16 protein-coding genes and 1 pseudogene are annotated in these 21,202 nt (G+C 72.6%); 14 read left to right on the top strand and 3 right to left on the bottom strand.

Features of this window, described 5'->3' with window-relative positions:
- Positions 1–3 precede the first annotated feature (3 nt).
- Complete coding sequence (locus ACFV61_RS20755) at positions 4–1,812, bottom strand: cholesterol oxidase substrate-binding domain-containing protein (RefSeq protein WP_380493158.1); 1,809 nt, start codon at positions 1,810–1,812, stop codon at positions 4–6.
- Positions 1,813–2,304: 492 nt separating this feature from the next.
- Here ACFV61_RS20755 and ACFV61_RS20750 point away from each other — a divergent pair, with 492 nt between their 5' ends.
- Both ACFV61_RS20750 and ACFV61_RS20745 read left to right on the top strand, forming a co-directional pair.
- Positions 2,305–3,072 carry a carbon-nitrogen hydrolase family protein gene (locus ACFV61_RS20750; RefSeq protein WP_380493155.1) on the top strand — a complete coding sequence of 256 codons (768 nt, stop codon included), beginning with the start codon at positions 2,305–2,307 and terminating at the stop codon, positions 3,070–3,072.
- A 204-nt stretch (positions 3,073–3,276) separates the two neighbouring features.
- On the top strand, positions 3,277–4,683 hold the full coding sequence (locus ACFV61_RS20745) for a class II fumarate hydratase (protein WP_380493153.1): 1,407 nt from the start codon (positions 3,277–3,279) through the stop codon (positions 4,681–4,683).
- A 125-nt stretch (positions 4,684–4,808) separates the two neighbouring features.
- On the opposite strand, the gene ACFV61_RS20740 is transcribed toward ACFV61_RS20745, so the two are convergent.
- Entirely contained in the window at positions 4,809–5,279 is a 471-nt protein-coding gene (locus tag ACFV61_RS20740) for an SPW repeat protein (protein WP_063349890.1), read from the bottom strand.
- A gap of 186 nt (positions 5,280–5,465) precedes the next feature.
- Between ACFV61_RS20740 and ACFV61_RS20735 the strand changes: the two genes are divergently transcribed.
- The 7 genes from ACFV61_RS20735 (at position 5,466) to fahA (ending at position 14,239) form a co-directional block, all read left to right on the top strand.
- On the top strand, positions 5,466–6,041 hold the full coding sequence (locus ACFV61_RS20735) for a PadR family transcriptional regulator (RefSeq protein WP_380493150.1): 576 nt from the start codon (positions 5,466–5,468) through the stop codon (positions 6,039–6,041).
- 95 nt (positions 6,042–6,136) lie between these two features.
- Complete coding sequence (locus ACFV61_RS20730; protein ID WP_371520327.1) at positions 6,137–7,837, top strand: acyl-CoA dehydrogenase family protein; 1,701 nt, start codon at positions 6,137–6,139, stop codon at positions 7,835–7,837.
- A 147-nt stretch (positions 7,838–7,984) separates the two neighbouring features.
- Positions 7,985–9,346: a phosphoribosyltransferase family protein gene (locus tag ACFV61_RS20725; RefSeq protein WP_380424749.1), complete on the top strand. Its 1,362-nt coding sequence runs from the start codon at positions 7,985–7,987 to the stop codon at positions 9,344–9,346.
- 205 nt (positions 9,347–9,551) lie between these two features.
- A complete protein-coding gene (gene hppD, locus ACFV61_RS20720; protein WP_063349886.1) occupies positions 9,552–10,766 on the top strand; it encodes a 4-hydroxyphenylpyruvate dioxygenase in 1,215 nt (404 codons plus the stop codon).
- A gap of 160 nt (positions 10,767–10,926) precedes the next feature.
- Positions 10,927–12,141 (top strand): homogentisate 1,2-dioxygenase, encoded by a 1,215-nt coding sequence (locus ACFV61_RS20715; protein WP_380493147.1) that lies wholly within the window; start codon positions 10,927–10,929, stop codon positions 12,139–12,141.
- Positions 12,138–13,019 (top strand): hypothetical protein, encoded by an 882-nt coding sequence (locus ACFV61_RS20710; protein WP_380493144.1) that lies wholly within the window; start codon positions 12,138–12,140, stop codon positions 13,017–13,019. Before ACFV61_RS20715 ends, ACFV61_RS20710 begins: the two co-directional genes overlap by 4 nt.
- A complete protein-coding gene (gene fahA, locus ACFV61_RS20705; protein WP_380493142.1) occupies positions 13,016–14,239 on the top strand; it encodes a fumarylacetoacetase in 1,224 nt (407 codons plus the stop codon). Before ACFV61_RS20710 ends, fahA begins: the two co-directional genes overlap by 4 nt.
- Positions 14,240–14,390: 151 nt before the next feature.
- Here fahA and ACFV61_RS20700 read toward each other — a convergent pair whose 3' ends face one another.
- Entirely contained in the window at positions 14,391–15,164 is a 774-nt protein-coding gene (locus ACFV61_RS20700; RefSeq protein WP_380493140.1) for an SDR family oxidoreductase, read from the bottom strand.
- A gap of 97 nt (positions 15,165–15,261) precedes the next feature.
- Between ACFV61_RS20700 and ACFV61_RS20695 the strand changes: the two genes are divergently transcribed.
- The 5 genes and pseudogenes from ACFV61_RS20695 to ACFV61_RS20675 form a co-directional block, all read left to right on the top strand.
- On the top strand, positions 15,262–15,873 hold the full coding sequence (locus tag ACFV61_RS20695) for a TetR/AcrR family transcriptional regulator (protein WP_380493137.1): 612 nt from the start codon (positions 15,262–15,264) through the stop codon (positions 15,871–15,873).
- 177 nt (positions 15,874–16,050) lie between these two features.
- A complete protein-coding gene (locus tag ACFV61_RS20690) occupies positions 16,051–17,097 on the top strand; it encodes an enoyl-CoA hydratase/isomerase family protein (RefSeq protein WP_380493135.1) in 1,047 nt (348 codons plus the stop codon).
- 87 nt (positions 17,098–17,184) lie between these two features.
- A complete protein-coding gene (locus ACFV61_RS20685; protein ID WP_063349879.1) occupies positions 17,185–17,847 on the top strand; it encodes a GntR family transcriptional regulator in 663 nt (220 codons plus the stop codon).
- Between the two features lie 195 nt (positions 17,848–18,042).
- A complete protein-coding gene (aceE, locus tag ACFV61_RS20680) occupies positions 18,043–20,769 on the top strand; it encodes a pyruvate dehydrogenase (acetyl-transferring), homodimeric type (protein ID WP_380493133.1) in 2,727 nt (908 codons plus the stop codon).
- Between the two features lie 185 nt (positions 20,770–20,954).
- A pseudogene (locus tag ACFV61_RS20675) lies at positions 20,955–21,086 on the top strand (enoyl-CoA hydratase); the annotation flags it as partial.
- Positions 21,087–21,202: the final 116 nt, after the last annotated feature.

The following is a 21,202-nucleotide window of genomic DNA, read 5'->3' as shown; positions in this document are numbered from 1 at the left end:
CCACTACTTCAACAACCCGTCCAGGAAGGGGTTTCCGAACACCCGGTGCGGGTCGTGCCGGTCCAGTACGGCAACCGCCTCGTCCCAGCCCGGCCCGCCGCCGTCGCGCAGGCTCGCGGGGATGACCCGGCCGAGCAGGTCCGGGTCGGACCAGGCCGCGTCGGCGGTGTACGCCCAGCCCTTGGACCACTCGACCCGCAGGCCCGCCCGGGTGCCGTCGAAGGTGCGCAGCAGCCACTGCTCCAGGTCCCGGGCGAAGCGCTCCAGCCCCGGGGTGCCGGGGAAGGCCAGGACGTCGAGCCAGATCGCGGTGTCCCACTCCGGGCGGTCCGCCCGAGGACGCAGCGCGGACAGCAGCGGCGGCCGCGCGCCGGGGACGCCGGAGGAGGTCGGGTCGTCCACGCCGGTGACCCGGATCTCCACCGCGCCGTTCACCGGGAACTCCCCCCGGGCCTGGTAGTCGGCCAGCAACTTCCGGTAGTAGGCGGCGAATTCGCTGACCACCCACTGGAGGTCGGCACGCTTGGCGAGGACCGCGTAACCGTTGGCGGTGACCCGCAGGGTGGTGGGCCGGACGTACTGCAGCAGGCTGCGCGACGGGCCCCAGAGGTCGGAGCGCAGGCCACCGGCGAGCAGGTGGGTGATCAGGTCGCCGCTGAGCAGGTCGCGCAGCAGTCCGCCGGAGAGGAGGACGTCCGTGAGGTCGCCGGTGAGCGCCACCTTGGCGATCAGGTACTGGAGTTGGCCGAACAGCGGGGCCGATCCCCAGGCGCCGGCGAGGATCTGGCCGGCGAGCCGGGCGACCGGTTCCGGAATGCTGTCCGAGAAGGGGTAATTGTAGGGCTGGTCGACGGGCAGGGAGCCCAGCGGCTTGGCCGGGGCGACGCTCCAGGTCTTCAGCCAGGGGTACTCGGTGTAGGCGAACCAGATGGCCTCGACCCGGCCGTCGCGCTCGACGAAGTCGGCGAGGGTGCGTGGGCCGCCACCGCCGAGCAGGCCACCCAGGAGCCCGCCGCCGCCTCCGGTGCCGGGGCGGGCGAACAGTTCACTGGCCGGGATGTCGAGACGGCTGACGCAGCGCAGCGGCCGGTCCGCGCCGGCCCGCAGCACGACCTCGGTGAGGAAGGCGCGGCCCAGGTGCACCAGGAAGGCGGCGCTGTCGGCCTCGGCGCGCTCGAAGGTGCGCAGGGTGTAGCGGCCGGTGGCCGGGTCGAGGACGACGGCGGTGAGCCGGACGACCTGGTTGCTGACCGAGCCGTAGCCGTGCCCCTTCGGCCGGAGTTCGTGGGCGGCGGGTACGGCGGTGCCGTGGCCGCCGATGGCGAGCACCCCGCCGACGGTGAGTTCGCCGGGTGCCGGGCACGCGGTCAGGCCGAGGCCCCGGCCGGCCAGGTGGGCGAGCAGGTCCTCCATGGTGGCGCCGGTCTGGACCCGGACGGTGGTCGGCGAGTCGGCGGTCATCGCGGTGAGGTGGCGGCTGGTGTCCACGAGCAGGACGCGGGCGCTGTCCGGGGTCCCGTTGGCGACGGTGAGCGGCGCCCAGGTGTGCCGGTAGCCGGTGGCGCGCAGGCGCCAGCCGTTGGCGTGCGCCCAGTCGGCGAGCGCCGGCACCTCCTCGGGCGTGCGGGGCGCGCAGGTCCACAGCTGGTCGGTGCGGATCTCGCCGGACCAGTTCTGGAAGACCCGCTGGTACAACTCGGTGCCGACGGGCAGGCCGGGCGGCACCGGGGTGGCCGCCTCGGCGCTGTCCGGGCCGATGGTGCCGCGCAGCAGCCAGGCCGCGCCGCCCAGGGCGGCCGAGGCGCCGAGCATCTGCCGCCTGGTGAGGCCGCCGCCCCTGGCGTTTCCACGAACCTTCCCGCGCCCGTTCCCCGCGTCCGGGACCGCGTCCGGAGCCGTCCTCGGCTCCGTCCCCGGGTCCGTCCCCCTGCGGTCTTCCGTGCCCCCGGTCATGCCCCGCCCTGTCGTCGTCATGAGTCCGCCCCCACTAGCCGGTCACCCGCGCCGAGCGGCGGTGATGCCGCGCAGCGATGATGCCGAGCAGCGGCGATCCGGGTGGGGCCGGTGTGAATCCGGCCTGGGCAGGAGCGTACGAAGTGGCGTACGGCAGTTTGAAGCACTCCACGCAGCTATTCATCCATTCGGGTGATCATGTTCCGGGCCGCGGCCGCTCCGGGCGCAGCGCGGAGCGGTGCGTGCGTCCGCCCCGGGCGGCTCCGTCCCGGCTGCCACGCGAAACCCTTGTCCACCGCCCGGACCTGCGCATACGTTGATCTTTTCCACCTCGTGCCCGGAGACACCGCCATGCCCGCACCCCTGATCGCCGCCACCACCGCCACCGCCGCCCCCACTGCCACCGTCACCGTGGCCGTCGCCCAGCCCGCCTGCGCCGACGCCGGCCGCCCGGACACCGTGGCCGTGAACGTCGAACGGCACGCGCAGGCCGTACGGGAAGCCGCCGCGCGCCTGGTGGTGTTCCCCGAGCTGTCCCTGACCGGTTACGACCTGGCCGCACCCGCGCTCGGCCCGGCCGATCCGCGCCTCGCCCCGCTGGTCGCCGCCTGCGCCGCGACCGGCACGACCGCCCTGGTCGGCGCGCCGGTCACCGAGCCCGACGGGGGCGAGTCCATCGCCACCCTGGCCGTCACCGGTGAAGGCGCCGCCGTCGTGTGTCGGAAGACGCGGCTGCACGGCGCCGAGCACGACCGGTTCACCCCCGGCCACGGGCCCGCCGTCCTGGAACTGGACGGCCTGCGGTTCGGCCTCGCGATCTGCGCCGACGCCGCCGATCCCGCGCACGCCGAGGAGACCGCCGCGCTCGGCATCGACGCCTACGTCGCCTCCACCCTGTACGGCGCGGGGCCCGCACAGGCCGCCCGCCGGGACGGGCACCTCCGCGACCGCGCCGCCACCCACGGGGTGTGGGCCGTGCTGGCCACTTCCGCCGGGGCGAGCGGCGAGCAGCCGCAGACCTCGGGCGGCTCCGGCTTCTGGGCGCCGGGCGGCGCCCTGGTCGCCCAGGCCGGCACCGCGCCGGGCGAACTGGTCCGCGCCGAGCTGCCCCGGCGGTAACGACCGGATGCGGCCGAGCTGTCCCGGCGGTAACGACCGGACGCGACGGTAACGACCGGATGCGGCCGGGCCGGAACGGCGAGCGTGGCCGGGCTGCAACACCGGATGCGGCCGGGCGGAAATACCCGGGGCCCGCGCGCGGCTGTGGTGATCGGAGACCGCTCGGGGCCGGACCACCGGCCCGTTCAGGAGGTGCAGCGCGTGATGGGTGACGAGCAGGAGAACCAGCGGGAGTACCGCGTCGAGCACGACTCGATGGGCGAGGTCCGGGTGCCGGCCGCCGCGAAGTGGCAGGCGCAGACGCAGCGGGCGGTGGAGAACTTCCCGGTGTCCGGCCAGCGGCTGGAGCGCGCCCACATCGCCGCGCTGGCCGGGATCAAGGCCGCCGCGGCCCGGGTGAACGCCCGTCTCGGCGTCCTGGACGAGGACACGGCGGCGGCGATCGCGGCGGCGGCCGAGGAGGTCGCCGAGGGGCGGTGGGACGACGAGTTCCCGGTGGACGTGTTCCAGACCGGTTCGGGCACCTCGTCCAACATGAACGCCAACGAGGTGATCGCCACCCTGGCCGCCGAGCGGCTGGGCCGCCCGGTCCACCCGAACGACCACGTGAATGCCAGCCAGTCGTCCAACGACGTCTTCCCGTCCTCGATCCACATCGCCGCCACCGCCGCCGTCACGCACGACCTGATCCCGGCGCTGGAGCACCTGGCGGAGGCGCTGGAACGCAAGGCCGCCGAGTTCGCGCAGGTGGTCAAGTCGGGCCGGACGCACCTGATGGACGCCACGCCGGTCACCCTCGGCCAGGAGTTCGGCGGCTACGCCGCTCAGGTGCGGCACGGGCGGGAGCGGCTGCTGGCGACGCTCCCCCGGGTCGCCGAACTGCCCCTCGGCGGCACGGCGGTGGGCACCGGGATCAACACCCCGCCGGGCTTCCCGGCGGCGGTGATCGAGGAGGTCGCCCGCACCACCGGCCTGCCGCTGACCGAGGCCCGGGACCACTTCGAGGCGCAGGGCGCCCGCGACGCCCTGGTCGAGCTGAGCGGGCAACTGCGCACGGTGGCCGTCGGCTTCACGAAGATCGCGAACGACCTGCGGTGGATGGGCTCGGGCCCGCGCACCGGCCTCGGCGAGATCAACCTGCCGGACCTGCAACCCGGTTCGTCGATCATGCCGGGCAAGGTGAACCCGGTGCTCCCCGAGGTGGTGCTGATGGTCGCCGCCCAGGTGGTCGGCAACGACGCGACGGTCACCCTGGCCGGCGCGAGCGGCAACTTCGAGCTGAACGTGATGCTCCCGGTGCTCGCCCGCAACGTGCTGGAGTCGGTGCGACTGCTCGCCAACAGCGCCCGGCTGCTCGCGGACCGGACGGTGGACGGCATCACCGCCAACGTCGAACGGGCCCGGGAGTACGCGGAGTCCTCCCCCTCGGTGGTCACCCCGCTGAACCGCTACCTCGGGTACGAGGAGGCCGCGAAGGTCGCCAAGCAGGCGCTGACCGAGCGGAAGACGATCCGACAGGTCGTGCTGGAGCACGGCTACGTGGAACAGGGCAAGCTCACCCGGGAACAGCTCGACGAGGCCCTGGACGTCCTGCGGATGACCCGCCCGTGACGGCCACCCACCCGCCCATGACGGCCAACGACCCGCCCGTGACGGCCGCGGCTCCCTGACGACGTGCGCCGGGGCGCGGAGGACGGTTCGGCCCTCCACGCCCCGGACGCGGACTGTCAGTGACGTCAGCCCTTGGCGCGGCCGGCCCGGCCGAGCCGCATCGCTGCTCCGTTCGCCGTGATCGTGGCCATCGAGATCGCCGCGAGACCGAGCAGGAACATCACGGCACCGACGATGACGCAGGTGACGATGTTCCTGCCCTGCGCGGCCGATCCGGAGACGAGCCAGGGAGAGACGATCGTCCACGCGCCGAGCACGGTGGCCGCCCAGGCCCTCGCGTGGGTGCGCTCGTAGGCCGACCCGTATCCCGCCATCAGCACGCAGTAGGCCAGGCCGACGATCAGGCAGGTCACGGTCAGCGTGTTGAAGGCGGTGAAGCCGACGATCCATGGCGATGCCGCCAGGAACAGGCCGGCCAGCACGGCCAGGGCCTCCGTGGCCTGGGCGCGCGGGGTCGAGGTGATCCGCTCGTAGTGCTCCCGGAGTTCGACGATGTCCGGGTGATGCTCCATGCCCATCGGAATCTGGGTAGACACCGATACCACCTCCTATGGTTCGGAACATGGAGGGCTCTTGCCCCGTACCCATTCTGGCGCTTATCCGATGATTTGCGCCTTTTGGTCGCAAATGATCGATAACCATCCGATCACGCCGGTGACCTGCGTCTCACCACTCCGGACCCCCATTGCCTATGCAATTCGTTGCATAGCAGGATGCGGGACATGGCACTGGAGCACGCGATCCTCGTCTCACTGCTGGAGCAGCCGGGCTCGGGCTACGAACTGGCCCGGCGCTTCGACCGCTCCATCGGGCGCTTCTGGACCGCCACCCACCAACAGATCTACAAGGTGCTGCGGCGGATGGAGGCCGACGGCTGGGTCGCCTCCGAGGAGGTCGCCCAGGACGGCCGGCCGGACAAGAAGGTCTACTCGGCGGCCGACGCCGGACGGGCCGTGCTCGCCGACTGGCTGCGCGAACCGGTCGAGCCGGAGTCCGTCCGACACGAGCTCGCGGTCAAGATCCGCGCCGCCGCCTTCGACGACCCGGCCGCGCTGATCTCCGAGGTCGAACGGCACCGCGAGGGCCACGCCGCTCTGCTCGCCCGCTACCTGCACGGCGAGCAGCGCGACTTCCCCGACCTCACCGCGCTCGACACCCGGCAGGAGCTCCAGCACGTGGTGCTGCGCGGCGGCATCGAGTACGAGCGGATGACCCTCGCCTGGCTCGACGACGTGCTCGCCACCCTGCACCGCCTCGCCGCGGGTGACAGACAACAGGTAACAGATAACAGAATCTGAAATCTGTTAGTTGTCATCTGTTATCTGTTTGCTGTTCGCCGCCACCCAGCAGCCACCACCCGCCGCCCCTCACCCTCGACCCCCGGGAGCCCGTGATGCTCTTCAACCCGCGTACGTACGACCCCGCGCAGTTCGACGAGCCGACCCGCCGACTGCTGCGCGCGACCGTGGACTGGTTCGAGTCCCGCGGCAAGAAGGCGCTGATCGACACCTACGTCGACCGCACCTGGTACGCCGACTTCCTCGAATTCGCCGCCAAGGAGGGCCTGTTCGCGGAGTTCCTGACCCCGTCCGCGGCCGACCCGGGCAAGCGCTGGGACACCTCCCGGATCGCCGAGCTGAACGAGATCCTGGGCTTCTACGGCCTCGGCTACTGGTACACCTGGCAGGTCACCATTCTCGGCCTCGGGCCGGTCTGGCAGAGCAAGAACGAGGCCGTCCGGGCCCGCGCCGCCAAGCTCCTGACGGAGGGTCACGTCATGGCGTTCGGGCTCTCCGAGCGCACCCACGGCGCCGACATCTACTCCACCGACATGATCCTCACCCCGGACGGCGAGGGCGGTTTCACCGCGACCGGCTCCAAGTACTACATCGGCAACGGCAACGTGGCCGGCCTGGTCTCGGTGTTCGGCCGCCGCTCCGACGTCGAGGGCCCCGAGGGCTACGTCTTCTTCGCCGCCGACAGCCGCCACGACGCGTACCACCTGGTCAAGAACGTCGTGAACGCCCAGATGTACGTCAGCGAGTTCCGGCTGGAGGGCTACCCGGTGCGCGCCGAGGACGTGCTGCACACCGGGCAGGCCGCCTTCGACGCCGCGCTGAACACCGTCAACGTCGGCAAGTTCAACCTCTGCACGGCCTCGGTCGGCATCTGCGAGCACGCGATGTACGAGGCCGTCACGCACGCCCACAACCGGGTGCTGTACGGCCGGAAGGTCACCGACTTCCCCCACGTGCGGCGGGAGTTGACCGACGCGTACGCCCGCCTGGTGGCGATGAAGATGTTCAGTGCGCGGGCCGTGGACTACTTCCGCACCGCCTCCCCCGAGGACCGCCGCTACCTGCTGTTCAACCCGATGACCAAGATGAAGGTCACCACCGAGGGCGAGAAGGTCATCGACCTGATGTGGGACGTCATCGCGGCCAAGGGCTTCGAGGCGGACACCTACTTCGACAAGGCGGCGAAGGACATCCGCGGCCTGCCGAAGCTGGAGGGCACCGTCCACGTCAACCTGGCGCTGATCCTCAAGTTCATGGGCAACTACCTGTTCGCCCCGAGCGACTACGCCCCGGTGCCGACCCGGCTGGACGCCACCGATGACGCCTTCCTGTTCCGCCAGGGTGCGGCACGCGGCCTCGGCGCGATCCGTTTCCACGACTGGCGCACCGCGTACGACCGCCACACCCAGCTGCCGAACGTCGCCCGCTTCCGCGAACAGGCCGACGGCTTCTGCGAGTTGCTCCTCAGCCACGCACCGAGCAAGGAGCAGCAGGCGGACCTGGACTTCCTGCTGGAGATCGGCCAGCTGTTCGCACTGATCGTCTACGGCCAGCTGGTGCTGGAGCAGGCGGAGCTGACCGGCCTGGACGAGGACGTCCTGGACCAGATCTTCGACGCGCTGGTCCGCGACTTCTCCGCGCACGCGACCGAGCTGCACGGCAAGGCCTCGACGACCCCGGAGCAGGCCGCCTGGGCGTTGGCGAACGTGCGCCGGCCGGTCGCCAACGCGGAGCGGGCCGCCGCCGTGTGGGCCCGGGTCGAGGAGCTGTCGGGCGCGTACGAGATGCGGCCGTAGCCGCCTCGCAGAACGAGGAACGAGCCCGAGGGTGCGGGCCTGGGGCACGGGCCGCGCCCTCGGCCCCCCGGCCCGCACCCCAGGCCCGCGCCCTCGGTGCCCCGCCCGACGCCGCCCGGACGTACCGTGGAACACGGAGGGCGCGTCATGCACGGCACCGGGACCCACTTCACCGACCGGACCGACGCGGGCCGGCGGCTGGCCGCCCGCGTGGGCCACTTGGGCGGCGCCGACACCGTGGTGGTGGCCCTGCCCAGGGGCGGGGTTCCGGTGGCCGCCGAGGTGGCGGCCGCGCTCGGCGCGCCGCTGGACATCTGCGTGATCCGCAAGCTCGGCGTGCCCTACCAACCCGAGCTGGGCATGGGGGCGATCGGCGAGGACGGCGTCCGGGTGCTGAACGAGCAGGTCATCCGGCTGGCCGGGGTCGGCGACGACCAGCTGGCCGCCGTGGAGCGGCGCGAGCGCACCGAGTTGGAGCGCCGGGCCCGCCGCTACCGGGGCGGCCGCCCGCCCGCCGACCTGCGCGGCCGCACGGTGATCGTGGTGGACGACGGCGTCGCCACCGGCTCCACCGCCCGGGCCGCCTGCCGGATCGTCCGGGCCCGGGGCGCGGCCCGGGTGGTGCTCGCCGTCCCGGTGGCCCCGGCGGACTGGACGCAGCGCCTGTCCGAGGTCGCCGACGAGCTGGTCTGCGTCGGTACGCCGTCGCCGTTCTTCTCGATCGGCGAGTTCTACGGGGACTTCGCGCAGACCGGCGACGAGGAGGTCCTGCGGCTGCTCGCCGAGGCCGCGGGCGGGCGCGTGCCAGGGCCGGTGGGCGTGGACCGCGAGCTGGTCCTGCGCGCCGCCGGTGTGCGCCTCGCCGGCCGGCTGACCGTCCCCGCCGCACCGAGCGGCATCGTGCTCTTCGCGCACGGCAGCGGCAGCGGCCGGCGCAGCCCGCGCAACCGGCACGTCGCCCGGTACCTGAACCGCTCCGGGCTGGCCACGCTGCTGTTCGACCTGCTCACCGAGGCGGAGGAGCCGGACCGCCGCAAGGTGTTCGACGTCGGTCTGCTCGGTGACCGGCTGACCGCCGTCGCCGAGGAGCTGGGCCGGCTGGAGGAGACCCGCGGCCTGCCGCTCGGCCTCTTCGGCGCCAGCACCGGCGCCGCGGCCGCGCTGCACACCGCCGCCGCCCTGCACACCGCCACCTCGCTCGGGCCCGCCGTCGGCGCGGTGGTCTCCCGCGGCGGGCGCCCCGACCTCGCCGGTCCCGACGTCCTGGGCCGGGTGAGCGCCCCGACGCTGCTCGTGGTCGGCGGCCTGGACACCACCGTGATCGACCTGAACCGGCGGGCCCGGGCCCGGCTGCACTGCGTGAGCGAACTGGCGGTGGTGCCGGGTGCGGGCCATCTGTTCGAGGAGCCGGGCACGTTGGACCAGGTCGCCGAGCTCGCCGGGGCCTGGTTCCTGCGCCACCTCGCCCCGCCCGGGACCGTCCAGGAGCCGGTGTCGCGGACCCCGTGAACCGGCCCCGATCGCAGCGCATTTTGCGCAGCCGAATGCGGGATTTCCTGATCAGCTTGTACACATTGAACAGTGAAATCCCGACCTGTTGCCCAGCTACCCGGACAGGAGCAAGCTCTCCGCCAGCCGCACCGCCCACCCGTTCGCGGCGCGGCCGCCTCAAGCGGACGCCTCAGAGCCGAGGCCAAAAGTGGAGGAACGACCGATGACCCCGCAGTCCCACGCCCTTGAGCTGACCCCCGAGGAGCGCGAGGCCGGCCTCGACGCCGACCAGCTGCGCCGCCTCGTCGGCCTCGTCGAGCACGACCCGGCCACCGACCCGTTCCCGGTCACCGCGCAGGACGCGGTCGTCTTCGTGGTCGGCAACGCCACCCAGACGGCCCAGTTCTACCAGGCCGTGTTCGGCATGGAGCTGGTCGCCTACTCCGGCCCGGAGACCGGCCGTCGCGACCGCAAGGCCTTCGTGCTCCGCTCCGGCTCCTGCCGCTTCGTGATCAAGGGCGGGGTGCTGCCGGACAGCCCGCTGCTGGACCACCACCGCCGCCACGGCGACGGCGTCGTCGACCTGGCCCTGGAGGTCCCGGACGTCGACAAGTGCATCGCGCACGCCCGCGCAACCGGCGCGACCGTCCTGGAGGAGCCGAACGACGTCTCCGACGAGAACGGCACCGTGCGCCGCGCGGCCATCGCCACCTACGGCGAGACCCGCCACACCCTGATCGACCGCTCCCGCTACCACGGCCCCTACCTGCCGGGGTACATCACCGCGCAGAGCAAGGTCCAGCACCCGGAGGGCTCGCCCAAGCGCCTGTTCCAGGCCCTCGACCACGCCGTCGGCAACGTCGAGCTGGGCCGGATGGACGAGTGGGTTTCGTTCTACAACCGGGTCATGGGCTTCGTGAACATGGCCGAGTTCGTCGGCGACGACATCGCCACCGACTACTCCGCCCTGATGTCCAAGGTCGTCGCCAGCGGCAACCACCGGGTGAAGTTCCCGCTCAACGAGCCGGCCATCGCCAAGAAGCGGTCGCAGATCGACGAGTACCTGGAGTTCTACACCGGCCCCGGCTGCCAGCACATGGCGCTCGCCACCAACGACATCCTCACCACCGTCGACGTGCTGCGCTCGCGCGGCGTGGAGTTCCTCAACACCCCCGACTCGTACTACGACGACCCGGAGCTGCGCGCCCGGATCGGCAAGGTGCGGGTGGACATCAACGAGCTGAAGTCGCGCGGCATCCTGGTCGACCGCGACGAGGACGGCTACCTGCTGCAGATCTTCACCAAGCCGATCGGCGACCGCCCCACCGTCTTCTACGAGTTCATCGAGCGGCACGGTTCGCTGGGCTTCGGCAAGGGCAACTTCAAGGCGCTGTTCGAGGCGATCGAGCGCGAGCAGGACGCCCGCGGCAACCTGTGAGTGCTGGGGAGCCCTGAGCACGGGGAGTCCTGAACACGGGGGAACCCCGGGCGCTGAGCAGCTCTGAACACTGAGAAGCTCTGAGCACCGGGGAACTCTGAGCACGGTCGGGCGTACCGTGAGGACGGTCGGCTGAGCACGGTCGAGGAGGAGCAGGGAGATGGCGTACTACCGGCAGCTGGGCAGCATCCCGCCCAAGCGGCACACCCAGCACCGCACACCCGAAGGCGGGCTGTACTACGAGGAGTTGATGGGCGAGGAGGGGTTCTCGTCGGACTCCTCGCTGCTCTACCACCGGGGTATCCCCTCGGCCGTGGTGAACGCGGTGCCGTGGGAGCTGCCGGACCAGTCCACGGTGCCCAACCACCCCCTGCTCCCCCGCCACCTCAAGCTGCACGAGCTGTTCGCGGACCAGGAATGGAAGTCCGCGGACGTCGTCGGCAGCCGCCGCCTGGTCCTCGGCAACGGCGACGTGCGGATCTCGTACGTCGCCGCCGGGGCCCCGAGCGAGCTGTACCGCAACGGGCTCGGTGACGAGTGCGTGTACGTGGAGTCCGGCTCCGGCACGGTCGAGACGGTCTTCGGCTCGATCGAGGTCGGCCAGGGCGACTACGTGATCATCCCGCGCGCCACCACCCACCGCTGGGTGCCGGCCGGGGACGAACCGCTGCGCGCGTACTGCATCGAGGCGAACAGCCACATCACCCCGGCCAAGCGCTACCTCTCCAAGTACGGGCAGCTGCTGGAGCACGCGCCGTACTGCGAGCGGGACTTCCGCGGCCCGGTCGGCCCGCTGGTCGTCGACGCCCCCGGGGATGCCGCCGGAGACGTCGACGTGCTGGTCAAGCACCGCGGCCCGAACGGTGTCTCGGGCACCCGCTACACCGTGCCGCACCACCCCTTCGACGTGGTCGGCTGGGACGGCTGCCTGTACCCGTACGCCTTCAACATCCGAGACTTCGAACCGATCACCGGCCGGGTCCACCAGCCGCCGCCGGCCCACCAGGTGTTCGAGGGCAACGGCTTCGTGATCTGCAACTTCGTTCCCCGCAAGGTGGATTACCACCCGCTGTCGATCCCGGTGCCGTACTACCACGCCAACGTGGACAGCGACGAGGTCATGTTCTACTGCGGCGGCGACTACGCGGCCCGCAAGGGCTCGGGCATCGGCCAGGGCTCGATCTCGCTGCACCCCGGCGGGCACACCCACGGGCCGCAGCCGGGCGCGTACGAGCGCAGCATCGGCGTGGAGTTCTTCGACGAACTCGCCGTCATGGTGGACACGTTCCGCCCGCTGGAGCTCGGCGAGGGCGGCCGGGCCGGCGAGGACGGCAACTACGCCTGGACCTGGGCCGGTCGGGGGCCCGGGCGATGAGCGCCGCCTCGTCCGCCGTGACCAACCGGACGGGCCCCGGGGCGATCCCCGAGCTGTTCCACGGGCTCTTCGACGACGCCGCGGTGTTCCCCCCGGGGAACCTGCCGGTCGCCGAGGCGGTGCCCGCGCACCGCGGGCACCGCGCGGCCTGGTACGCCGAGGCGGTCGGTCCGCTCCTGTGCGGAGCGGGCCGGCTGGGCGAGTTGGCCGCGGCGGCTTCGGGCGGCGCGCCGCTCAGGGTCGGGCTCGTACTGCCGGGGGGCAGTGCCGAGCTCGGCCCGGCGCTCGCCGCCGCCGCACCCTTCGAGGTGGTCGGCGTCGAACTCGCCGTCCGGGACGCCGCCGAGGCGGTCGCCGCCCTGGACCGGCTGCTGCCGCCGAACGTCCCGGCCGCCGTCGAGCTGCCGCGCGAACTCCTGCGCGGCGACGGCCTGGACGAGGTGCTGGACGTGCTCGTCGACAGCCCCTACCGGGCGAAGTTCCGCACCGGCGGGGTGGTGGCCGAGGCGTTCCCGGACGAGGAGGAGCTGGCCGCCTTCCTCACCGGCTGCGCACTGCGCGGACTGCCGTACAAGTGCACCGCCGGACTGCACAACGCCGTCCGGCACACCGACCCGGCCACCGGCTTCGAGCACCACGGTTTCCTCAACGTGCTGCTGGCCGCGCAGGAGACCGACCGGGCCGCAGCAGCGGCGATACTGGCGGAGCGCGACGGCTCGGTGCTGGCCAAGGCCGCCCATGCACTGACCGACCGTCAGGTTACGGTGATCCGGAACTCGTTCACCGCGTTCGGCACGTGCAGCATCGCCGAGCCCCTGGACGACCTGGCCGCGCTCGGCCTGCTGCCGTCCACGTCACTGCCCCAGGAGGACCGTTGAGCACCACCCCCCACAACTGGCTCGCCAGCGCCCAGGACTCGCCGTTCGGCGTGCACAACCTGCCGTACGGCGTGTTCACCGCCGCCGACCAGCCCGGCCGGCGCCGGATCGGCGTGCGCGTCGGGGACTTCGTGCTGGACGCCGCGGCGGCCGCCCGGGCGGCCGGGGCGCCGTCCGTGCTGCTGGCCGCGGACTCGCTCAACCCGCTGCTGGCGGCAGGGCGTTCGACCTGGACGCAGGTCCGGGCCGACCTCACCCGATGGCTGACGGACGAGTCCTACCGCGAGGCGCTGTCGCCTGCGCTGCTGCCGGCGGGCGAGGTCCAGCTGCACCTGCCGTTCGAGGTCGCCGACTACGTCGACTTCTACGCCTCCGAGCACCACGCCACCAACCTGGGCCGGATCTTCCGCCCGGGCTCGGAGCCGCTCACCCCCAACTGGAAGCACCTGCCAATCGGTTACCACGGGCGGGCCGGCACGGTGGTCGTCTCCGGCACCCCGGTGGTGCGGCCCCACGGGCAGCGCAAGGCGCCCGCCGACCCGGCGCCGTCGTTCGGGCCGACCCGGCGGCTGGACATCGAGGCGGAGGTCGGCTTCGTCGTCGGCACCCCGTCCGAGCTGGGCCGACCGGTCGTCCTGGACGACTTCCGCGAGCACGTGTTCGGCGTCTGCCTGGTCAACGACTGGTCCGCGCGCGACATCCAGGCCTGGGAGTACGTGCCGCTCGGCCCGTTCCTCGGCAAGTCCTTCACCACCTCCGTCTCCCCGTGGATCGTCCCGCTGGACGCCCTGCAGCACGCCCGGGTCGCGCCGCCCGAGCGCGACGTCGAGCCGCTGGCGTACCTGGACGACCGCGACGGCGAGCCGTGGGGACTGGACCTGGCGCTGGAAGTCCGGCTGAACGGGCACCTGGTGTCCCGGCCGCCGTTCGCCTCGATGTACTGGACGGCGCAGCAGCAGCTCACCCACATGACGGTCAACGGTGCCTCGCTGCGCACCGGCGACCTGTTCGCCTCGGGCACCGTCAGCGGGCCGGAGCCGGAAACCCGCGGCGCGCTGATCGAGCTGACGTGGAACGGCGAGGAGCCGCTGAAGCTCCCGGACGGCACCACCCGGACGTTCCTGGAGGACGGCGACGAGGTCACCATCACCGCCACCGCGCCGGGGCCGGAGGGCGCCGTCATCGGGTTCGGCGAGGTGACGGGGCGGGTCCAGCCGTAGCGGGCCCGCAGCCGCCGGCCGACAACTGACGGCAAACAGATAACAGATAACAGACGACAGATAACAGCTGACAGATTTCATCATCTGTCAGCTGTTATCTGTTACCCCCGCCCCCTCCCCGAACTCCCCCCGTGCGCCGAACGCACCACGCCTACAGGCCCGCCCCTCCGGTGGCGTCGATGACCCGGCCGGTGACCCAGCGGGCGTCGTCCGAGGCGAGGAAGGCGACGATGTCCGCGATGTCCTCCGGCTGCCCGACCCGGCCGAGGGCCGCGAGCGAGGCCGCATGGGCCTCCGCCTCCGCGTTGCCCCGCAGCCAGCCGGCGTTGACGTCGGTGTCGACGACACCCGGCGCGACCGAGTTGGCGGTGATCCCGCGCGGGCCGAGCTGCTTGGCGAGGTTGAGGGTGAAGGTGTCGAGCGCCCCCTTGGTCGCGCCGTAGGCGATGATCTCCGGCATGGCGAGGCGGGCCGCGCCACTGGAGACGTTGATGATCCGGCCGCCGTCGCGCATCCGGTGCAGGCCGTGCTGGACGACGAAGAACGGCGCGCGGACGTTGACGGCGAAGACCTCGTCGAAGCCCTCCTCGGTGAGCGCGGCGAGGTCGGCACTGCGCCCGATCCCGGCGTTGTTCACGATGATGTCGACGCCGCCGTCGGGCGCGTACGCGCCGATCCCGGCATCGAACGCCTCCCACAGCGCGGCCGCGTCCCCGTGCCGGCCGAGTTCGGCGTGCAGCGCGAAGGCCCGGCCGCCGTCGGCGCGGATGCCCGCGACGACCTCGCCCGCCGCCTCCTGATCGCGGGCGTAGCCGACGGCGACGGTGGCGCCGTCGCGGCCGAGCCTGCGGGCGATCGCCCGGCCGATCCCCCTGCTACCCCCGGTGACCAGCGCGGTCTTACCCTTGAGTGCCTGCGTGCCCATGACTGAGCCCCTTCCTGCTTCGCCCACCACATTTGTTGAGTGCTCACTCAAGAAAGAAGCTAACACACTTGTTGAGCGGGTGTTCTAAAATTCCGGCATGACCGAGAACCCGACGCGGCCCCGGCGCGGACGACCGCCGACCTTCGACCGGGACGAGGCGCTGACGGCGGCGACCCGGCTGTTCTGGGAGCGCGGCTACGAGGCCACCTCCGTCACCGACCTGACCACCGCCATGGGCATCCGGCCCGGCAGCCTCTACGCCGCGTTCGGCGACAAGCGCTCGCTCTTCGAGGAGGTCGTCCGCCACTACGGGCACTCCCCCGTCGGCGCGTTCGCGGGGGCCGCCCTGCGTGAGGAGACCAGCGCGTACGCGGCCTTCGTCCGGATCCTGCGGGAGGCGGCGGCCATCTACCCCGACCCCTCGCACCCGGCCGGCTGCCTGGTGATCAGCGCCGCCACCAACGTCTCCCCGCAGGACGCCGAGGTCCAGGCCCACCTGCGCGACCTGCGCAACCGCAACCTCCACGTCTTCGAGGCCAGGCTGCGCACGGCCCAGGCGGACGGCGAACTCCCGCCCGACGCCGACCCGCACGCGCTGGCCGGCTACTTCGGCACGGTCATCCAGGGCATGTCGCAGCAGGCCCGGGACGGCGCCACCGCCGCCGACCTGGCCCGGACCGCCGAACTCGCCCTGCGCGCCTGGCCGTAGGGACCCGAACCGGGCCCAGCCGGCCGGTCCGCCGTGAGGACGATCCGCCGGTCCGCCGTGAGGACGGCCCACCGCCCGGTCGGGTGATCACGGCTCCGCGCCGCCCCGGTACGGTGGACGACAGGAGTCGTCAAGACCGAGGAACGACCGAACGACCGAACGACGGGAACGGACCCGATGAACGCAGAGGTGGCGGAGGTCCAGGTCTCCCTGGACGGTGGGGCCGGGCGGATCGTGCTGAACCGGCCGCGGGCGCTCAACTCGCTGACCCACGGCATGATCACCACCGTCCACGCGACGCTGACCGAGTGGGCCGCGGACGACCGGGTGCGCACCGTCGTCCTGACCGGCGCCGGCGAGCGCGGCCTCTGCGCCGGGGCCGACCTCCGCGCACTGCACGACGACGCCAAGGCCGGCGGGGCCGGCACCCGGGCCTTCTTCCGCGACGAGTACCGGCTGAACGCGCTGATCGCCCACTACCCGAAGCCGTACGTCGCGGTGATGGACGGCATCACCATGGGCGGCGGCATCGGCCTGTCCGCCCACGGCGCGCTCCGGATCGTCACCGAACGTTCCACCGTCGCGATGCCCGAGACCCGGATCGGGCTGGTCCCGGACGTCGGCGGCAGTCGACTGCTCGCGCTCGCCCCGGGCGAGTTGGGCACCCACCTCGGACTCACCTCGGCCTCGATCGGCCCCGGTGACGCGCTGCTGTGCGGGTTCGCCGACCACTTCGTCCCCTCGACACGGATCGCGGCGCTGCTCGACGCCCTGGCCGAGAGCCCCGACCCCGCCGCCGTCGTCGCCTCGCACGCCGAGCCCGCGCCGGGGTCCGCGCTCGCGGAGCAGCGCGGCTGGATCGACGCCTGCTACGCGGCCGACACCGTCGAGGAGATCGTCGAACGACTGCTGAACTCCGGTGTGGCGGAGGCGAAGGAGGCCGCGGAGCTGGTCCTCGGCAACTCCCCCACGGCCGTCACGGTGACCCTCGCCGCACTGCGCCGGGCTCGCACGCTCCCCTCCTTGGAGGCCGTGCTCGACCAGGAGTACCGCGTCTCCTGCGCCGCACTGAGCGGGCCTGACCTGGTCGAGGGCATTCGCGCCCAGGTGATCGACAAGGACCGCACCCCGCGCTGGTCCCCGGCCGCGCTCGCCGACGTCGGGGAGGCGGAGGTCGCCCGCTTCCTCGCCCCGCGCGTGGGCGACGAGTTGGGCCTGGCCTGACCGGGCTGCGCTGCGGCCCCGCATCACCACGCGCCATGAACCACTAGTCGTGAACCACGCGTCACGAACCACGATCAAGGAGCCCGCATGACCCGCCCGATCCCGCTGCCGCCCGCCGGGGACGCCGACCCGCTGTCCCGGGTGCCGCTCGGCGAGCAGGTGCGCGGACTGCTGCTGGAGGGCCTGCTGAACGGGCGCTGGCAGCCCGGCGACCGGATCGTGGAACGGCGCCTGGCCGCCGAGTTGAACGTCAGCCAGGCGCCGGTGCGCGAGGCGCTGCGCTCACTGCAGTCGCTCGGGCTGCTCGACGCCGAGCCCAACCGGGGCGTGCGGGTGCGCGAGATCAGCCCGGCCGAACTGCGGGAGGTCTACCAGGTGCGGGCCGCGCTGGAGCGGCTGGCCGCCGAGGCGGCGGTCGTCCGCCTGGCCGGGGACACCGCCGCCCTGGAGCGGCACGCGGAACGGATGGCGGCGGCGGCCGGGGCGGGTGACGCGCTCGGGCAGGCCCGGCACGGCGTGGCCTTCCACCGCGAGATCGTGGCCGCCGCCGGCAACGGGGCGCTCCTGCGGACCTGGGAGGGGCTGGGCGTGGAGGTGTGGACGGTGCTGTCGCTGCACCGGGTCCGCCCGGAGTTGCACGAGAACGCGGCCGACCACGCTCCGCTGATCGAGGCCTTCCGGCGGCGGGATCCGGAGGTCGGGCGGCTGTTGGCGGAACACGTCCTGGAGTACGCCGACCGCTCCGCCTGAGCGGATCCGGGCGGGGTCCCGGTGCGGCGCTATGGTTCGCACAAAGATGATCGATCATCGCTCACATTACCCTCCAGTAGCGGTTGACGCGCCGCCAGACCACTCCCTACCGTCCATAGAGACCTTCCATGGAGAGAAATGCTATTCCGCATCCCGGAATCTGCACTCTGAAGCACCGGCAAAGGGGAACCATCCGTGTCCCAGCTCGACCAGCTTCCCGACCACGACCCCGAAGAGGTCGCGGAGTGGCGCGCCTCCCTGGACGCCGCCCGCGACTTCGGCGGAGCGCACCGCGCCGCCCACCTGCTGCGCCGCCTCGTCGAACACGCCGAACTGCGCCGGCTCGACGTCCCCCCGCTCCTGGACACCCCGTACGTCAACACCATCCCGACCGGCGCCGAGCCCGAGTTCCCCGGCGACGAGGCGATGGAGCGGCGGATCACCGCCTGGAACCGCTGGAACGCCGCCGCCATGGTGACCAGGGGCAACCACCGCGGCGGCCTCGGCGGGCACATGGCCACGTACGCGTCCGCCGCCTGGCTGTACGAGGTCGGCTTCCAGCACTTCTTCCGCGGCAAGGAGGCCGACGGCTCCGGCGACCAGCTGTACGTCCAGGGCCACGCCGCGCCCGGCGTCTACGCCCGCGCCTTCCTCGAAGGGCGCATCGGCGAGGCCCAGTTGGACCGCTTCCGGCAGGAGGCCGGCGGCGACGGCCTGCCCTCGTACCCGCACCCGCGCCGACTGCCGTGGTTCTGGGAGTTCCCGACCGTGTCCATGGGCCTCGGACCGCTGTCGGCCATCCACCAGGCCCGGTTCAACCGGTACTTGACCGCGCGCGGCATCAAGGACACCTCCGGCTCGCACGTCTGGGCGTTCCTCGGCGACGGGGAGATGGACGAGCCGGAGTCGACCGCCGCGCTCGCCCTCGCCGCCCGCGAGGGGCTGGACAACCTCACCTTCGTGGTCAACTGCAACCTCCAGCGCCTGGACGGACCGGTGCGCGGCAACGGCAAGATCGTCCAGGAGCTGGAGCGCCAGTTCCGCGCCGCCGGCTGGAACGTCGTCAAGTCGCTGTGGGGCGAAGCCTGGGACGACCTCCTGGCCCGCGACACCACGGGCGCGCTGGTGCGCCGGCTCGGCGCGGTGCCGGACGGACAGTTCCAGACCTACGCCGCCTCGGACGCCCGCTACGTCCGCGAGCACCTGTTCCAGGCCGCGCCCGAACTCCGGGCGATCGCCGAAACCGTGGACGACCAGCGACTGTTGGAGATCGTCGCGACCTCCCGGGCCGGACACGAACCGCGCAAGGTGTACGCCGCCTACCGGGCGGCGCTGGAGCATCGGGGCGCCCCCACGGTGGTGCTGGTGCAGACGGTCAAGGGCTGGACGCTCGGCCGCGGCTTCGAGGCCCGCAACGCCAACCACCAGATGAAGAAGCTCTCCGGGGCGGAGTTCCGGGCGATGCGCGACCTGCTCGAACTCCCCATTCCCGACAGCGCCCTGACCGGCGAGCTGGTCCCGTACGCGCACCCGGGCCCGGACTCCCCGGAGGCCCGCTACCTCCGGGAGCGGCGCGCCGCGCTGGGCGGCCCCGCGCCCGCCCGCCGGGTGCGCTTCACCCCGCTGCCCGAGCTGCCCGCGAAACCCTTCGAGACGCTGCTCAAGGGCTCCGGCACGCAGGAGATCGCGACCACCATGGCGTTCGTCCGGCTGGTCAAGGACCTGATGCGGGACAAGGCCAGCGGCCACCGCTGGGTGCCGATCGTCCCGGACGAAGCACGCACCTTCGGCATGGAGTCGCTCTTCCCGAGCGCCGGCATCTACTCGCCGCTGGGGCAGACCTACGACCCGGTCGACCGCGACCAGCTGCTCCACTACAAGGAGTCGGCGACCGGCCAGATCCTCAACGAGGGCATCACGGAGGCCGGTTCGATGGCCTCGCTGACCGCCGCCGCGACCGCGTACGCCACCCATGGCGAGCCGGTGATCCCGTTCTACATCTTCTACTCGATGTTCGGCTGGCAGCGCACCGCCGACCAGATGTGGGCTCTGGCCGACCAGTTGGGCCGAGGCTTCCTGATCGGCGCCACCGCCGGACGCACCACGATGACCGGCGAGGGCCTGCAACACGCCGACGGCCACTCGCAGTTGATCGCCTCCACCAACCCGGCGGCACTGTCCTACGACCCCGCCTTCGGGTACGAGGTCGCGGTGATCGTCCGCGAGGGCCTGCGCCGGATGTACGGCAGCAGCCCCCAACACCCGCACGGCGAGGACGTGTTCTACTACCTGACCGTCTACAACGAGCCGCTGCCACAGCCGCCGCTGCCGACCGGCACGGACGTCACCGACGTTACTGACGTCGCTGACGTCACCGACGGCATCCTGCGCGGGCTCTACCGCTACCGCCCGGCGGAGCCCTCGCTGGGCGGCGACGCGCCGCGGCTCCAGCTGCTCGCCTCGGGCACCGCCGTGCGCTGGGCGCTCGCCGCCCAGCAACTGCTCGGCGAGGACTGGGGCGTGGCGGCGGACGTCTGGTCGGCACCCTCCTGGACGGAGCTGCGCCGGGAGGCGCTGGACTGCGACGCGGCCAACCTGGCGCATGCGGCGGCCGGTACGGGCGCGGCGGCGCGCGTCCCCTACGTGACGCGGGCACTGGCAGGGGCGCCCGGGCCGGTGCTGGCGGTCAGCGACTGGATGCGCGCGGTACCGGACCAGATCCGCCCGTGGGTGGAGCAGGACTGGACGTCGCTGGGCACGGACGGCTTCGGCCTCTCCGACAGCCGGGACGCGGCGCGGCGGCACTTCGGCGTGGACGCCCAGTCGGTCGCGGTGGCGGCGCTGGCCGCGCTGGCGCGCCGGGGCGAGGTCAAGGCGGAGACCGTCCGGCAGGCGGCCGAGCGCTACGGGGTCCGCTTCTGACCCCTGACGCCCCGCGTCCGGAGCCCCGTGTCCGGAGCCCTGGGCCCCGGCTCCGCAGCGGGGAGCCGGGCCCGTGACAACCATCTCGCATACCAAGACTGGCGCGAGGCGGGGCGCGTCGTAGATCGTTGGATGGTCAGGGCGCGCCCGCGCGGCGCCGAGCAGCGGAATGGGAGTCAACGGCGATGACCGAGACCGAGACCTACGAGACGATCCTGGTCGAGCGCAAGGGCCGGGTGGGGCTGATCACGCTCAACCGGCCGAAGGCGCTCAACGCGCTGAACACCCAGCTGATGAACGAGGTGGTCGCGGGGGCCCCCCCCCGGCGCCCCGGCCCCGGCTGAGGGCGGGGGGGGGTGATCCGGCGGGGAGATGGGGGTGGGGGCCGCGGCCGCCAACAATGGGATAAAGGGGCACGCGGGGCCGCCCCGCG

It is taken from the genome of Kitasatospora sp. NPDC059817, assembly GCF_042731835.1.
Taxonomy (GTDB): domain Bacteria; phylum Actinomycetota; class Actinomycetes; order Streptomycetales; family Streptomycetaceae; genus Kitasatospora.
The sequence above is the reverse complement of the archived record's forward strand: the minus strand, read 5'-3'. Positions and strand labels throughout refer to the sequence as shown.